This is a genomic window from Streptomyces sp. AP-93, assembly GCF_022808175.1.
Classification (GTDB): domain Bacteria; phylum Actinomycetota; class Actinomycetes; order Streptomycetales; family Streptomycetaceae; genus Streptomyces.
Window position 1 is genome coordinate 68,525 of record NZ_JALGBX010000026.1, and the last position, 15,286, is coordinate 83,810.

The 15,286-nt window shown below is 73.0% G+C and carries 13 protein-coding genes; 1 reads left to right on the top strand and 12 read right to left on the bottom strand.

The window, feature by feature from the left end; genetic code table 11:
- Positions 1-49 precede the first annotated feature (49 nt).
- The 12 genes from MTF69_RS33880 to MTF69_RS33935 are packed head-to-tail and all read right to left on the bottom strand — an operon-like array spanning position 50 to position 14,122.
- Positions 50-2,854, bottom strand: coding sequence for a hypothetical protein (locus MTF69_RS33880; RefSeq protein ID WP_243340273.1), 2,805 nt, complete (start codon positions 2,852-2,854; stop codon positions 50-52).
- A 1-nt stretch (position 2,855) separates the two neighbouring features.
- Positions 2,856-4,391 (bottom strand): hypothetical protein, encoded by a 1,536-nt coding sequence (locus MTF69_RS33885; RefSeq protein WP_243340274.1) that lies wholly within the window; start codon positions 4,389-4,391, stop codon positions 2,856-2,858.
- Positions 4,388-5,053 (bottom strand): phage baseplate assembly protein V, encoded by a 666-nt coding sequence (locus tag MTF69_RS33890; protein WP_243340198.1) that lies wholly within the window; start codon positions 5,051-5,053, stop codon positions 4,388-4,390. Before MTF69_RS33890 ends, MTF69_RS33885 begins: the two co-directional genes overlap by 4 nt.
- Positions 5,053-6,138 (bottom strand): phage late control D family protein, encoded by a 1,086-nt coding sequence (locus MTF69_RS33895; protein ID WP_243340199.1) that lies wholly within the window; start codon positions 6,136-6,138, stop codon positions 5,053-5,055. The genes MTF69_RS33890 and MTF69_RS33895 overlap by 1 nt, the downstream gene beginning before the upstream one ends.
- A complete protein-coding gene (locus MTF69_RS33900) occupies positions 6,131-6,310 on the bottom strand; it encodes a hypothetical protein (protein ID WP_243340200.1) in 180 nt (59 codons plus the stop codon). The genes MTF69_RS33895 and MTF69_RS33900 overlap by 8 nt, the downstream gene beginning before the upstream one ends.
- Positions 6,307-7,686 carry a hypothetical protein gene (locus tag MTF69_RS33905; RefSeq protein WP_243340201.1) on the bottom strand — a complete coding sequence of 460 codons (1,380 nt, stop codon included), beginning with the start codon at positions 7,684-7,686 and terminating at the stop codon, positions 6,307-6,309. The genes MTF69_RS33900 and MTF69_RS33905 overlap by 4 nt, the downstream gene beginning before the upstream one ends.
- Positions 7,683-8,240 (bottom strand): phage tail protein, encoded by a 558-nt coding sequence (locus MTF69_RS33910; protein ID WP_243340202.1) that lies wholly within the window; start codon positions 8,238-8,240, stop codon positions 7,683-7,685. Before MTF69_RS33910 ends, MTF69_RS33905 begins: the two co-directional genes overlap by 4 nt.
- Before the next feature lie 3 nt (positions 8,241-8,243).
- Entirely contained in the window at positions 8,244-10,244 is a 2,001-nt protein-coding gene (locus MTF69_RS33915; RefSeq protein ID WP_243340203.1) for a hypothetical protein, read from the bottom strand.
- Positions 10,241-10,696, bottom strand: coding sequence for a phage tail protein (locus tag MTF69_RS33920; protein ID WP_243340204.1), 456 nt, complete (start codon positions 10,694-10,696; stop codon positions 10,241-10,243). The genes MTF69_RS33915 and MTF69_RS33920 overlap by 4 nt, the downstream gene beginning before the upstream one ends.
- 58 nt (positions 10,697-10,754) lie before the next feature.
- Entirely contained in the window at positions 10,755-12,629 is a 1,875-nt protein-coding gene (locus MTF69_RS33925) for a phage tail sheath subtilisin-like domain-containing protein (protein WP_243340205.1), read from the bottom strand.
- A 24-nt stretch (positions 12,630-12,653) separates the two neighbouring features.
- Positions 12,654-13,529 carry a hypothetical protein gene (locus MTF69_RS33930; protein WP_243340206.1) on the bottom strand — a complete coding sequence of 292 codons (876 nt, stop codon included), beginning with the start codon at positions 13,527-13,529 and terminating at the stop codon, positions 12,654-12,656.
- Positions 13,526-14,122: a Pvc16 family protein gene (locus MTF69_RS33935; RefSeq protein WP_243340207.1), complete on the bottom strand. Its 597-nt coding sequence runs from the start codon at positions 14,120-14,122 to the stop codon at positions 13,526-13,528. Before MTF69_RS33935 ends, MTF69_RS33930 begins: the two co-directional genes overlap by 4 nt.
- A gap of 165 nt (positions 14,123-14,287) precedes the next feature.
- Here MTF69_RS33935 and MTF69_RS33940 point away from each other — a divergent pair, with 165 nt between their 5' ends.
- A complete protein-coding gene (locus MTF69_RS33940) occupies positions 14,288-15,250 on the top strand; it encodes a hypothetical protein (protein ID WP_243340208.1) in 963 nt (320 codons plus the stop codon).
- The last annotated feature ends 36 nt before the right edge of the window (positions 15,251-15,286 follow it).

A 15,286-nucleotide genomic window follows, 5' to 3' on the forward strand; every position in this document is an offset into this window, starting at 1 on the left:
GGTTCCGGCCGGCCGTCACCACGGCGTCGCCGCCGCCCGATCGCAGGCCTCACGGGAAGTTGGTGTCGGCCTCCGGGCGGTAGACGTGCCCGGTCCAGTCACGCACCAGCACGCCGTTCCGCTCGGCCTGGTAGAGCCGGGCGTTGAAGATCCTCCACTTACGGGATCCCACCGGGAACTGCTCTTGCTCGGGGAGTTCCAGCACCCACCGCCCCTTCAGAGGGGTGTCCTGGAGCTTCGGGAAGTTCTGCCGCGCGTGCGGTGTCCTGGCGACGAGTGTCCCTGGCTCATACTTCTCACTGAACTCGTACAGGAACTTGTCGAACTGACTGTCCGACAGGTCGGCGAGCGGGGCTGCCTTGTGGGAGATGATGAACCTGCCGGGCACGTAGGCGTCGAGGATCTTCTTGTTCACCAAGCCGACCTGGTGGACCGAGTACTGCCGTGACATCTCCCGGTCGAAGCCCTGGCCGCGTTCCCACGCCGCCAGCAGCTCCGCCCACATCTCGTCCTGCTCGGCCCAGAAGTCCGACAGCTCCTTCCTCGGGTTCATCTCGGCATGGATCTGCCAGCGATCCCCCGCCTGCCGGGCAGTCAGCACCGTGAACCCGAACCGGGTGCGCAGGTCCGCGAGGGCCGCGTCCATTTCCGTCTGGTCCAGCGGGTTCGTGTGCGAGCTCTCCCGCAGCTCGCCCAGGGCCTTCATGCCGTCGTGCCAGCGGGCCAGTACCTCCGGGGACGGGACGGCCTCGTCCTCCTTACCGGCCTTGGCTGGGGCGCCGGGCTTGCCCCCGGGCGCGCCCGGTGTGGCGGCGACGGCCGCCGGGGCCGCGCCGGGGGCCGGGGCCGCGCCCGGGACGGCGGTCGCAGCGGCACCCGGGACCGCCGCCGGGGCGTTGGGGTCGGACCAGGCTCCCTTCGCCTCCTCCTCGCCCTTCGACTTCTTCGGCGGGACGTGGTCGTTGACCAGGTCCGTCAGGAACTTCTCCGCGCTGAAGTCCACCTTTCCGAAGGTGACCTCCGGGATCTTCCCCGAGCCCAGGACGTGCTCGACGTCCGCTCCGATGCCGAACTGGCCCGGCAGCGGGTACTCCAGCTGCCCCAGCGGCCAGGTCCACCGCTTGTCGGGCGCCGGTGACCACCACGGGCTGTCCAGTTCGACGAAGAGGTCGCCGCCGAGCCCGAGGAACGGCTGGGCGGCGATCTCCATGTGACCGGCGATGAAGAACTCGCCGCGCTTGCCGGCCGCCGGGTCGGCGACCTCCCGGAAGCCGATGGTCGGGGTGGCCTCCACGTAGCCGCGGATGCCGGCCAGGGCCCACAGGCCGACGCCCGCCTTGATGTCGTGGCCCAGGATCTCGATGCCCGCCCCGCCCTCGGCCCTCAGCCGCAGGCCCGCGAAGGCGGAGATGTTGAGCGTGGCCGTGAGCCCGAAGCTCTTCAGCACCTCCGGCTTGGTCGACCAGGTCCCGCTGAGCTCCATCTTCGTCAGCGTGGCCGGGCCGATCTTCGCGAGCGCCTCCAGCCCGATGTTGGCGAACAGGAAGACGTTGCCGACGAGCGGCACCCCGTACGAGGCGCGGATCTCGAACTTGGCCAGCTGCTTGATGTAGTCCTTCTGCTCGAACAGCGGCTTGTCCATCTTCGGCAGGATCTTGCCGATGACGGTCACGTCCCCGTGGTGGTCGACGACCACCAGCGCCTCACCGCGCAGCCAGTCGGCAAGGGCGACGTTGACCGTGCCCCAGCCCGCGAGCACGCGGGGGCCGGGGCGCGGTCCCGCGGGTCCCGGGGCGGCTGGTGCGGGGGCGGCGGGTCCCGGGGCGGCGGGTGCGGGGGCCGGGGCGACACCTGGGCCGGCGGCGGCGCCCGCGACCGGACCCGCCGCCTTCACCTGTTCCGGAAGCTGCGCGTCCGTCAGCTCCTTCGCGGACTTCGGATCGGTGGCCACGAGCGTCACCGATCCGTCGAACTTGTCGTTCGTGTACCGCACGGTGCCGCGGACGTCGACGTTCCCGCCGCCGAACGCGGCCGTGACCTGCCCGGCGAACCCGCGCAGCTTCACATCGACCGTCGCCTTCCCCGTCAGCGCGCCGTCCACGCCCCGGGAGACCGGCACCGCCACCTGCCCCAGCCCGCCGACCGTGCCCCGAGCCACCGCGTCGAAGGTGACGATCTCGTTCGCGATGCCGAAGCCGCCGGAGGCCTTCAGGAAGCCGCCGAGCGAGAAGGACATGCCGCTGACCTTCACGACGAGGGTCGGCCCCTTCAGCTCGTTCTCGACGTTCGGCAGCCGCAGGCCCTCCATGCCCAGCCAGCCCAGGGCCCTGGTGCAGTCCTCCATCCGGTCCAGCAGCGCCCGCCCGCCGCCCAGCAGCTTGCCCTTCACCCGCACGGAGGCGTGCCCCTGGAGCACCCCGTCGTGCACGCGCAGCGCGAGCACCGGCTCGATGCCCTCGGCGCGCAGGGGCAGCAGCAGCGGGTGGAGCAGGGGGATCCACTGATAATCCGTGCCGGGTGTGTCCAGTCCGCCCTTCTCCGTCTTGCACAGCGTCAGAGGACCGGCCGCGGTGTTTCCGAGCCGGACCCTGACCGGACCGCCTGCCTTGCCCTTGCCGTCCAGGTACGTGGAGACGGCGGGGGCGGCAGTCAGCTCGGCGCCGCCCTGCAGGGCCAGTTCGTCCTTGGGTACGTCCGCGGGGACGAGGACGCGGGACAGCTCGTCCGCGAGCTTGCCCGGCGCGGCACCGGGCGCACCCCCGGGAGCCGCGGGAGCGGGTGCGGGCGGCGCCGGTGCGGGCCCAGGTGCCGGTACCGGTGCCGGTACCCGCTCGGCCGGTGCGGGGCCCGCCATCTCATCCGCCCCCGCACAGCGGGTCCTTGACGTGCGGCTCCGGCTGCGGGGGCACCGGTGCCGGGGTGGTCGCGGGGCCCGCCACGACCTCGACGAAGTCGTCCAGGTCCGAGGCGGCGAACTGCCCGCTGGCGGCCTTCAGCCGCTCCCCCGCGCCCTGCCCGAGCAGCGCGTCGAAGGAGAGCCGCTCCACATTCGACATCTGGGCCAGTGTCTTGCTCCCCGTGAAGAAGGCCTTGAGCGCCAGCACCGCCTGCACCGACGGCGGCAGGCAGAACCGCAGCGCCAGGAGCCACCACAGCTGGAAGACGAAGACCACGATCGGCAGGAACAGGCTGAACAGGAAGAAGGCCACGATCATGAAGAGTTCGAGGGCGAAGGTGCAGATACTCGGCGTAGTGCCGCCGACCGAGCCGCTCTTGGGGATCTCACCGTTCTGCGGGAACGACAGCTGCGAGCCCGGTGGGTTGGTGACCGCCACCCCGCCCGGCCCGGACGGCCCGGCCGCTCGGGCGGCGAGCGCCCGCAGATCGGGCAGGGTGATGGAGATCCGCCGGTTCTTGGTGCCCTCGGGGTCGTAGAAGGAGGCGAGCCGGAAGGGCTCGGTCGGCTCGCTGAGCCAGGTCGCCCGGGGGCAGTGCTCGTGCCCCGGCTGAGGGACACGCCGTACGAAGGTGCGCAGTTCGTAGACCGAGTGGTCGTCGAGCTTGCGGGCGCCGGTGTCGTCGTGGTCGCCGGAGGAGGCGGGCACCAGGCCGAACCACAGCGAGCGCTGCGGCGGCACCGGGTCGTCGTCGCAGTCCCCGGACCGGGACGGCAGCTGCCACATGGGCAGTTCCTCCTCGCCGTCTAGGAGTTCGTCATCGGCCGAGCCGGTGCTGCGCCAACTCCCGCCGGTGCCCTCCGGCACCCACCCCTGGACCTGCTCCTTCACCACGACCTGGTCGAGGAGCGAGGCGTTGGCCTGCTCGAAGTGCTCCCGGTACGCGAGGTCGGCCCACAGCACGTCCTCGGTCTCGGACATGAAGACGTTGCCCACCGGGCCGGACCTGCCCTGTGCGGCGAGGAGTTCGGCGGTCAGCTTCCGGGTGAGGTCGCGCAGCACCTTCGGCCTGGCGCTCATGTCCACCTGCCGCCGGCGCATAACCAGCCCCACCTCCAGGCCGTCCGCGGACTGCGGCCGGGGCAGCCCCGGCCGTTCGCAGAACAGCTCCGCGACGACGGCGTAGAACCGCTGATGGCTCGGCTGGTAGAGCTTGCGCAGCTGGGTGCGGACCACCTGGTGGGTGGCGAACCGGGCCCGGCCGGGTCCCCGGTCGGCCAGGGCGACCGGGACGTTGTACGACCAGACGTCCTCGGCGGGATCGAAGCGCAGCGAGTCCCGCGGGTCCGCGACCAGTCGCGCCACGAACTCGGGTACGTCGTACTTCTGCAAGGCGGGGAACGCGGCGCGCGGGTCGAAGCGGTCGTAGCCGCCGCGCGCGCAGACGTACCAGGGCGCCCGGAAGACGAAGCCGTGCGGCTCGGCCGGGCTCACCAGATGTTCCCGGCGCCGGGGGTGTAGGCCGGCGATACGACCATCTGGTCCGTGACCAGGGTCCCGCACTTCACCAGACCGTTGAAGGTGGACAGCGGGGCGTTGACGGTGACCATGGGGGCCTTGATGTCCACTGAGACGTTGGCCTGGATCTCCACGGAGGTGGGGGTCAGGCGGATCACGCAGCCCGTCGCGTGCTTCACGGTCACCTGCTGGGTGGCGTTGTCGAGGGTCACCTCGTGGCCGGAGTCCATGGTGATCCGTACTGCCTCCGCTCCCCTGGTGTCGTCGAACTGGAGCCGGCTGCCGGCCCTGGAACGCAGCTGGCGCAGGTTGTTGGCGCGCTCGGGCCGGTGCGGGGTGGCGGCTCGGCCGTTCCAGGCGGCCCCGATGACGTACGGGCGGCGCAGTTCGCCCGCCTCGAAGGCCACCAGTACCTGACTGTCCACCTCGGGGAAGGCGAGCAGCCCCTGGTCCGCGTCGGCGTAAGGCGAGCAGAGCGTGGCCCAGGCCCGGACATCACGGTCGCCTTCCTTGCCGAGCCAGGGGAAGCGGACTTCCACACGGCCCAGCTGCCGGTCGTCGACGATGTCCGTCACGAGGGCGGGGTAGACGCCGAAGTAGCGGGGGCCGGAGCCGTCGGCGGGAGTGGGCAGGCTCATCACACCACCTCGTTGAGGGAGGAGCGTTCGGCGTCGAAGCGGGTGCGGAAGCCGTGCTCCAGGTCGAAGGTATGCCGGATGCGGGTGACGTAGTAGCCGCCGCCCTCGAAGGGCCCGCCGACTCCGCGGAGGGCGAGCAGGCCGCCGACGACGAGGTCGGGGCTGCCGTTGGTGGTCCCGGCAGCCGTGACGAAACGGCGGCCGCGGCGCAGCATCTCGGCACGCGCCCAGGCCTCGGCCTCAGCGCCCACCAGGGCGGCCTCCCTCACCCGAAAGCTGGTGCTGGGGCCCAGTGCCCGGGCCAGCAGCCGGGGTCCGGTGCGGCCGCCGGCGGTCTCGGCCTCGACGACCTCGGGTCCGGCACGCTCGTCGATGCCCTCGCGGCGCTCGGCGTCGTAGCCGGTGACGGCGATCTCGCTGCGCTGGTGGGCCAGGTCGGCGGCCAGGCGTACGGAGAGCAGCTCGCTGCCGTGCACGAGGGTCTGCTCGGCGCCCTGTCGGCTGCCGCGGGTGCGGAAGTGCAGGGTCCGGCCGGTGGCCCAGAGTTCGGCCTGGAGCAGCCGGGCGCGCGTGCGCAGGAAGGCGAGGTCGCTCTGGTTGAGCTGCTGGACCAGGTCGTAGCGGGGGCCGGGGGCTCCGGTGTCGGCGGCGAGCCCGTGCTCGCGGGCGATGGACTCGGCGAGTTCCGCGTCGGTGGCGTTCTCGTACGTGCGCATCCGACGGGTCATCCGCAGCCGCATCAGCACGTCCTCGGCGTGCACGAGGACGAGCGGCGGCTCGCCGTCACCGAGAACCAGCTCGATCGCGGAGACCACCCCGTCGAAGACGAACCTCTGCCGTGACGGAGGGCCGAGGGCGACCTTGAGGGCGCTGCCGAGGTCGACCGTGGAGCCGTCGAGGTGCAGCAGCCGGTCGTGGGCCCCCTTGGCGCCGGGTCCGACGGCGAGGAAGTGGGCGCGCAGGGTGCGCAGCCCCTCCGCTCCCTCGGCCACCTCCAGTCGTACGCAGTCCCGCGCGAGGTCCTTGACGACGGCGCCGCCGACCTCGAAGACCGGGGAGACGGTAGCGACGGCCGCCTCAGTCATCGAAGTCCTCGGCAGCGACCCGGGCGGCGAGCCAGGCGGCGCGTTCTGCTGCCTCACGATGGCGCTCGGCGGCCACGTGGGCGGCGGCCAGGCCACCCTGCTGCGGGGCCGGGGGGCTGCCGCCGCCGGCCGGGACGATCTCGGTGTGCAGCTCTCCGATGTACACGCTCATGCGGGGCCTCCTCGGGGTGTCCACCTCAAGGTCTTCGCACCCGCGTCACGGCGGCGTTGCGCGCAGTCGGCCGCGGACCGGCCGGGCGGGTCGGGCGGCAGCCGCTCCCACGGGGCCGCGCCCGGGTCGGGGGCGGGCACCTCCTCGCGGCGTGCCCGCTCGGCCAGGCTGCGGCCGCCCCCGGCCGCGGTCTCCGCGAGGGTCCGGGCGTCGGCCCGGGCACGCAGCGGGATGCCACGGCCGTAGGCGGCGGCCCGCCGGTCGGGGCCACCCCCCGGGGAACCGCCGCCCGGGTACGCGCCCCCGGCCCCACCCGCGCCTCCGGCGCCCGAGCCGGCGGCTCCACCCACACCGCCGGAGACCGTACCCCTCACCCCCCGCGGCACCTCGAAGGACTCCCGTGCCTGCGCCGCCGCTGCGGCCGTCTCCGCCCCCAGCACCGCGTCCGCCGCCGCCCCGATCCCCCCGCCCGCGGAGAGCGCGAACCCGGCGGTCTCCGCGTCCAGGGGGCCGTCCGGTCCCGCCGGGCCGGCTCCCAGGGCGGCCGCGAGGCCGCCGACCGAGGTGGCGGACACCCCGCCCGCGAAGCCTGCGGACAGCCGGAGCCCGGCCGTGGCGCCCAGGCCCGCCGACACTTCGGCACCGAGCTGTACGGAGAACCCGCCGGCCAGGGTCAGCGGACTCTCCAGGCCGTTCATCGCGGCCCGCCAGGCCGCCGGGTCGAGCCCGAGCCGGGAGAGCATCTGCTGGGCGGACTCCCCGTCCTGGGCCGGTACCACCTGCCGGGGCCTGCTCGTACCGGCGGTGCCGGGGACCGCGCCCGGGCGCGGTGCGCCGGGCTCGGTCGCGGCGCGGGTGTCGAGCACGCCGGGGCCCTCGACGTGCGCCTCGTACTTGGGGTTCTGCTCGACGATGGTGACCCCGGCCTTGGCCCGCAGCGGGGTGCCGTCCGGGGCGAACAGATCGAGTTCCTCGTTGACCTGGGTGACGATGCCGTCGAAGCGCAGCGTGCCCCAGACGAAGCGGACGGCGGGCGGCGGGTCGCCGGTCTTGTCCGGAGGTGGCTCGACGAACTGCCGTACCAGGGCGGTCCAGCGGCGCACGTCGACGTACTGGCCGCCCGAGCGCTGCTCGGCGGTGTCGAACTCCAGGTCGAAGGTGAGGGTCGAGCCCTCCTGCGCCGGGTGCTGGCGCTTCTGGTTCTTGGTGGTCGTACCGCCCTTGTCCACATTGTTGTTGCGGCTGATGCGCAGCGTGCTCGGGTTGAACTGGACGGGCACGGCGTCGCCGTCGCCCACCAGCGGGGGCGGCTTGTCCTTGCCACCGCCCGAGCCGCGCTTGAGGCGCTGAAGAGTGGCGTGGGCGAGGGCGGTCACCGGGCACGCTCCAGGCGCAGGCCCTCATGGGCGATGTGCAGTTCTTCCATGGCGATCTCCCCCGTCTTGGCGTTGAGCGTGGGCCCGTTGACCTTCAGGGGCAGGCCCCTGGTGAACGTCCAGTGCGCGACGACCCGCTCACCGGTGGGGTCGAGCACCTCCACGTCCCCGTCGTAGCGGGCCGCGGGCGGGCCGCCGGAGACCATGCCGTGCAGCCAGTCCCACAGGCCGGTGTCGGCGGAGCCGCCCTCGGTAGCGCAGAACATGCCGCGCTTGAGGACCAGCGGCTGGAGTTTGACCCGGCCCGTGCGCCGTACGACCCGGTCGTTGCCGCCGCCTTCGAGGTACTCGCGCAGATCGGCCTCCAGGCCCAGCCCGGAGCAGTCCTGGAAGCCACCGTCGCCGAGCCGGTCCGGTCCGCCCGAGGGAGGAAGCGTGCTGGGCGCGGAGTTCGTGTCGCCCTTGAGCCGGGGCGGCGGCTGGTCGGTGGGGCCGGGCGCGGTGCTGCGGGTCAGCCGTACCCGGAAGCGGAAGGTCTGGACGAGTTCGGTCATGGCTCAGCCCACCGTCACGGTGCCGTCGGCGTCCTGGGAGATCCGCAGGACCAGGTACTCCAGGGGATGGGCGGGGGCGACCCCGACCTCCGCGACGAGCCGCCCGAGGTCGCGGGACCAGGCGGGGTTGAGGCGCTCGTCGCAGTGGACGAAGAAGGCCTCGTCCTCGCTGTCCCCCGCGAAGGCCCCGGTCCGGTAGAGGCCGCGCAGCAACTCGGTGACGGCGCGGCGCAGTTCGGCGCGCAGCTGCGGGGAGTGCGGTTCGAAGGCCAGCGGCTGGGCCTGCCGGTCCAGGACGATCCGCAGCATGGTCATCAGCCGCCGCACGCTGAGCTGGCTGTAGTCGGGGTCGCGGGAGAGGGTGCGGGCCGAGATCAGCCGGAAGCCGTCGTGCTCTGTCTCGAAGGCGTCGACGCCCATCAGGTGCAGCTCGTCGTGTTCGGCCGCGGAGAGCCGCCCGGCGGCGGTCACGGCCTCGGCGGCCAGGGCGTTGGCGGGCCCGTGGGCGAGGCCGAGGCGGCGCTCGCGGTCCGCGATGATCCCGGCGGCGAAGCCGGATGGCGGGACGGGCACGGCCCGGCGTCCAGGGTCCTCGGAGTCGGGCACGCCGAGCCACGGGTGATAGGCGGCGGCGTACGAGCTGTCGAAGGCGGCCCGCCAGCGCGCGATCGCGCGCACGGTGAGCCGCGGCGGTACGTCGAGCAGGGCGGTGAACCGGCGCTGCCGCTCCGCGAGTTCCACGAGCCGCAGCTGGCGGGTGGTGATCTCGGACAGTTGGGTGCCGCTGTCGAGGAGCCCGGCCCGCTCACGGGGCGGGGCGGCGGCCGGGGCCGGGGCGGGCGGCGGGCAGGGGGCGAACACCGGGCCGTGGCGCGAGGGTGGCTCGGCGGGCGGCGGAGGCGTCTCGTCGACGTGGTGCCAGAGCAGATCGGGTACGGAGAGCAGCGCGACCTCGGGGACCAGCGCCATGCGGTCCATGCCGGCCAGGTCGGCCGGGTCGAAGTCGCCGACGCCCTCGCTGCCGCCGACGGGCAGCAGCCCGGCCGGGATCCGGCCCTCGAAGAAGCTGTCGACGCCGATGCCCGCGTACCGGTCGCGACCGGGGCGTACGGGCCTGGATGTGCGGGCCGTGAGGAAGGGGTCGGGCGGCAGCAGTGCCTCGGGCCACTCCCCGTCGGGCGTGACCAGCAGCGACTCGTCGGCCAGCACGTCCCCGGCCCAGCGGGGGTGCGCCCCGTCGAGGCCGAGGCCGGTGAAGCGCTCCTCGCGGGGCGGGTCGAGGTCGGCGTCCGTGACGGTCACGGTGGCCGTGACGACGTCGACCGATAGAGCGGCTCCCGGCGGGCCGGACGAACCGAGCGGTCGGTCCAGTACGGCCACCCGGCGGCGCAGGCTCGGCGTCTCCTGCAGCTGCACCAACTCGGCCACCCGGAAGAGGCCGCCCGCGGGCGGCAGCCCGGGCCCGTGGACCCGCAGCAGGGACCCGGGCGGCGGGGCCTGCGTCTCCGGCAGCGCGAGCTCGGCCGCCGCCCGGCCGACCGCGGCCGTGAACTGGCCGCCCGCGGTGAACTCCCAGCGCACCGCCAGCCGCCCGCCCCAGCTGCCCTCGTCGGCGGCACGCAGCCCTAGCACGCACGGCACTCCCGCCCCGGGCCGGTAGCGGTCGGGGCAGGCCAAGGTGATCTCGTGCAGGGCGTGCGCGGCCAGGGCCTCGGGGTGCGGCCACCGGGGCAGCGGGGCCACGCGCAGCACGTGGGCCCGGGCGCCGCCCTGCGCGAAGAACGCCCGGACCGCGTACGGGAGGAGGCCGGGCCCCTCGTACCTGCCGAACCGGCGGCAATAGTCGGACCACCGCTCCACGGCGACCGGCGTGTCGACGGGCCCGCGGGGGGCGACGCCCACGAACCCCGCGATGTCGAGCCGGACGGGCCGGAAGGCGAGTGGCGGGCGCCTTCCGTCGTGGAGCACCCCCGGCGCGCCCAGGCGCAGTCCGGGCGTGGTCACAGCGACACGAAGTCGATGCGCTCCGCGACGAGGTGCAGCTCCTCCATCGCGACCTCGCCGCCGCCCTTGCCCGTGAGGGTGGGCCCCACCCACTTCTTGGGCTGGGCACGGCGCAGCACCCAGGCGCAGACCGGCCGACGGCCCTCGTCGTGGAGGGTGACGGTGACCGTGCGGGGTTCGTGGATGCCCTCCCGGGTGTCCTTGATCCAGTCGAAGAGGCGGAGGTCACCGATGATGCCCCGCTTGAGGGTGACGTCGTCGGTGGTGTTGGTGTTGGCGATCTTCCGTACGTGGTTCTCGAAGTCGTTGCCGTTGCGGTACTCGGAGAACTTGACCTCGTTGCCCGCTCCGGTGAAGTCGGAGAAGCCGCCCGCGATCTGGTCCTCGCCGCCCTCGTCACCGAGTTTGACGAGGAAGTTGAAGGCGCCGTAGGGGTTGTCGCGCGTTGCCATGGTGTCTGTCTCCCGCGGGTGCTGGGGTGTGCGGTGCTTCGGGGGCGCGCCTGAGGCGTCAGTTGCGCTGCGCGTCGGCCGTGAACTGGCCGATGCGGAAGATCACGAACTCGGCGGGGTAGGTGGGTGCCACGCCGATGAGGCAGATCAGCCGGCCGTTGTCGAGGTCGTTCTGGGTCATCGTCGTGCGGTCGCAGCGGACGAAGAAGGCCTCCTCCGGCTTGGTGCCCATGAGCGCGCCGGTGCGCCAGGTGGCGATCAGGAAGTCTTCGACGGTCTGCCGGATCGACGCCCACAGCCGCTCGTTGTTCGGCTCGAACACGGCCCACTGGGTGGACCTGTCGATGGAGGCCTCCAGGTAGTTGAACAGCCGCCGGACGTTGACGTACTTCCACTCGGGGTCGGAGCTCATCGTGCGGGCGCCCCAGACCCGGCGGGCCCGGCCCTCGAAGAAGCGCAGGGCGTTGATGCCCTCGGGGTTGAGTACCGCCTGGCGGTCGTACGTGACATTGGTGGTGAAGTCGTTGATGCCGAGGACGACCTCGTTGGCCGGGGCCTTGTGCACACCGCGCTCGATGGTGCTGCGGGCGTAGACGCCGGCCACGTACCCGGAGGGTGGGAGGTCGAGCAGGCGGACGGGTGCGCCCGGGTCGGGGCGGCGGGTGGGGTCGGTGATGCGCACCCAGGGGTAGTAGAGGGCGGCGTACTTGGTGTCGAACTGGGCCCGGAACTGGCGGACTTCGGAGATCGAGCTGTCCCGGGGCGGGTCGACGATCGCCATCCGGTAGCGCAGGTCCTGGCAGTGCCCGATGAGGCCGTCGACCGCTGTCTTCTGGTCGGCGAGGCCGAGGGTCACAGTGTCGGGCATGGCGACGATCGAGATCTCTTCGACCTCGGCGAGCGCGCCCAGCCCGAGGGCGGGGCGGGCGAGGTTGTCGGGGTCGGCCGTACGGCCCGTGAGGGCCGCTGAGGTGAGTGGGGTGCCGTCGCCGCCGCCGGTGAGGAACTGGAACTCGCCGCGGCCGGTGCCGAGCAGGGCGGCGAGCCGGGCGCCGGGGGTCGGGGTGGGCTGGGGGGCCGGCGGATTGACCTCCTGGTACCAGACCATGGAGAACTCGTCGGCAGGGTCGGCGGCCTGGAGCACGCTGACCAGGGCGCGCGGGTGAACCTCGTCGAGCTCCAGCTCGTTGTAGGTGTCGATCCGGTCGCCCGAGCGCACGGTGACGGCGAGGGTGATGTGGAAGGCGGCCGTGCCGGCCGCGACCGGCTGGACGTTCTGGCCGTCGCGGTAGCCGAGGGTCCCGTCGGCCTGCCGGGCGACGATCTTGATGTTCGCCGGCGTGGGGGGCTGCTGGTCGGGGATGGTGGTCGGCCCGCCGCCCGCGGCCGCCTGGATGACCTCCACGGCCGCGCCCGGCTGCACCCCGGTGAGCTGCGGCGTACCTCCCGGACCGTTGGTGATGCCGTTCTTGCCGCGCCGGATCGTGACGGCCACGCTGATCGCGGCGCCCGTGGAGCCGGGCCAGCGGGCCCGCCACCTCAGCAGGGGCGCGCCCTGGGCGGGCACGTTGAGGGAGGCGAAGTTCGCGCCCTCGTCGATCACCGGATTGGGTCCGGCGGTCTCGACGAAGGGAAAGACCCGGGAGACGTACAGCCTGCGGCCACCGTTGGAGAAGAACGCGCGGGCCGCGTAGGCGAGTTGGCAGTCCTCATCACGGATCTTGAGGCCACCGAAGGCACGTTCGTACTCGGTGAAGCTGGTGACCAGGGCCGGGGCGGGCAACACCCTGGTCCTGTCGGGCAGGGTGTAGGGCACGGGCCCGTACGCCGTGCGCCCGGTCATGCCGAACGTGGTGGTCGGGACGCCCTCGATGGACCGCGAGCGGAAGCTGGTCTCCTCGACGTAGACGCCGGGTGTCAGGTACTCGGGCATGGACGGAACTCCTCGGTCGCGGGCTCAGGCGGTGGCGTGGGGCAGGTCGGCGGCGTGCACCACCTGGCCGACGGTCAGCGTGTGCACGGTGTCGGCGGTGCTGGTGCGGTATCCGGGCGGTCGGGAGCTGCCGCGCAGCAGCGGGTTGTCCAGGTCTGCGCCGCTGGGCGGGGACTGGCTGCGCGTGACCGCCTCCACGACCAGGTCGGCCAGCGCATCGCGGGGGTCTGGCGGGGGCGCGGTGGCCGGGTCCCTCGCAAGGGAACGCAGCGCCACGGTGTAGGTGGACGGCACCGGGGACGGGAGTACCCCGATGCCGTGGAGCAGGAGCAGCACCTGACCGTGCTCGTCGCCGTGGGCCCAGCCGACGAGGGCGCCGGCCGGCGCCCCGTACGCCTCGACGCGGGGCCAGCGGACGGGCCGGCCGGCCCGGGTGACGCGCAGCCTGATGCCGGTCGTACCCTGCGGGACGGGGTAGGCGGGGCCGGGCAGCAGCCAGGGCCGCATCAGCCGGGCGTCGGCCCGGACCGGCTGCGCGGTGGGCGGGTCGGCATCGGCGCCGGTGAGCTCGGCGTGGGTCCACAGCGGTACGGAGAACCGGCGCGGGATCCAGCGGCGGGCGGGGTCGTCGATACGGACCGCGACGGTGGCGGGCAGGCCGCCGGAGCTTCCGTACCGCAGCACGTGCCCGGTGGCGCCATGGTTCTCCAGCGGCAGGACCGCGCCGCCGGGGGGCATCCGGCGGCCGGGTACGGCGGCCGACTCGCGGCCGACGCACAGCCCGGGCCCGGCGGCCTTGCGGGTACGGGCGTCGAGGGGCCGGACGGCCAGGGCGAGCCGGTGCAGTACGTCGACGGGCCCGGCCGCGACGGTGATCCGGTGGTCCTGGCCGTCCGTCATCGGCCCGTCCCCGACAGGCCCGTGGCCACGGTGGCCACCTCGTCGGAGCCGGGCTGCCTGCGGCCGTCGATGCGGACGACCCTGGCGAGGTAGGGCAGGCAGAGGCGGTAGTCGGTGGTCATGGCCTGGAAGGCCTCGCTCATGGAGTCCATGGCCAGGTCGTCCGGGACGATCTGCACCGAGTCGCCGGGCAGCCAGCCCTCGGTCTCTTGCAGCCGCGGATAGGTGAGCGTCGCATCGGTCTCCAGGATCTTGACGGCCAGGCCCAGCCATTCGAGCTCGGCCTCGACGAACTGGTCCCAGGCGGCGATCAGCAGGTGCATCCGCAGCGGGATCCTGGGCACCCCGTCCCGCGCCGAGATCGCCGCGCAGGCCGGCCGGGTCTCCCGGTCGACGCTCAGCCGGTAGCAGTAGACGGACACGGCGGGGAAGGTGATGAGGGAGCCGGGGGTGCCGACCCGGTCGAAGTCGACGGGCCCGGCGAGCACGGCCTGGGGACGTGGATTGCCGGCCGGGATCTCATCCGTGAAGCGCTCGTTGAGCAGCGCGACAACGCCGCGCCCGACGGAGGCGAGTGCCTGGTATCCAGCCATGGGCCCGATGCTGCGGCGCACCCCGTCACGGCAGCGTTGCGGGAGTGCGGCGGTCAACGGACAGCGGTCGGTCAACGGACAGTGCGGCGATGAGCGGGCGACGGGCCGGTGACACCAGCGGCGCCAGACTCGGTGCGCCCGCCCCCTCGACCAGGAGAGCCCATCATGAGCAGCACCCCCCATACCCAGTCGGACGACACCAGCACGGGCGGCGACTGCGATCTCGGCGCGATCGACGACCTCGCGTGCAGTGCTACGGGGATCAAGCGCCAGGCTGAGAAGACCGAGCAGCAGCTGCCCCGGCTGACGGAGTTCAAGGACAAGTTCAACAGCGCCCGGGCGGACTACACCAAGGCCAGGGAAACCGCGGGCGCCGATGCGGAGGCCGCGGACAAGACGCTCAAGCAGGTCTACGAACAGCTCCGCTGCCGGATCGGCGCGGAAGAGAAGCACTGCCTCAAGGAGGCGGTCAAGCAGGTCTTCGCGGAGATCCGGGACTGCGCGGGCGGGTGGGGCTGCTGTGCGGACGAGTGCGACTGCAAGTTCGACCCCTCGGTGGGCGACGAGGACACGGTCGCCTCCCTGGCTGCCAGGATCGCCCGGTACGAGGCCCAGGTCGAGCGGGAGGCCGCCTGCTTCACGGCCCTGGCCGGCGAGAAGGACGCGTTGACACAGCGCGCCGCGAAGATCAAAGCCGACGCGCTGCAGCTGCTGGCGGAGATCGCGGAGCCGGGCAAGAACGTGATCCGGCTCTGGGCTCAGCTGCTGGTGCTGCGCAAGCGGCTCACGGGGCTGTACCACGGCTTCGGCTCGGTGTCGGAGTACATGGACTGCCTGTGCAAGGTGCTGCTGTGCGTCCTGAAGGGCAGCTCCGCCGTTGCGGTCCTCGAGGGCGCGAAGGCGAAGCTGGAGTGCATGGACGCGCTGAAGAAGAAGGCCTGCGAGGAGAAGCAGACCAACACGGTGGACGAGGTCATGGAGGTGTACGAGCGCCTGTGCCGGCAGTGCCCGCCGAAGGGGACCGTCGACGAGGGGTCGGCCGAGGAGGACGAGGAGGACGAGGAATGGGAGGAGGGGAAGGCGGACTGGCCGGGCTCAAGGGCGATTGCGGTCGAGTCGAGCGACTGAGGGCGTCGTGACCCGGGCCCGACCGTACGCGGTGGC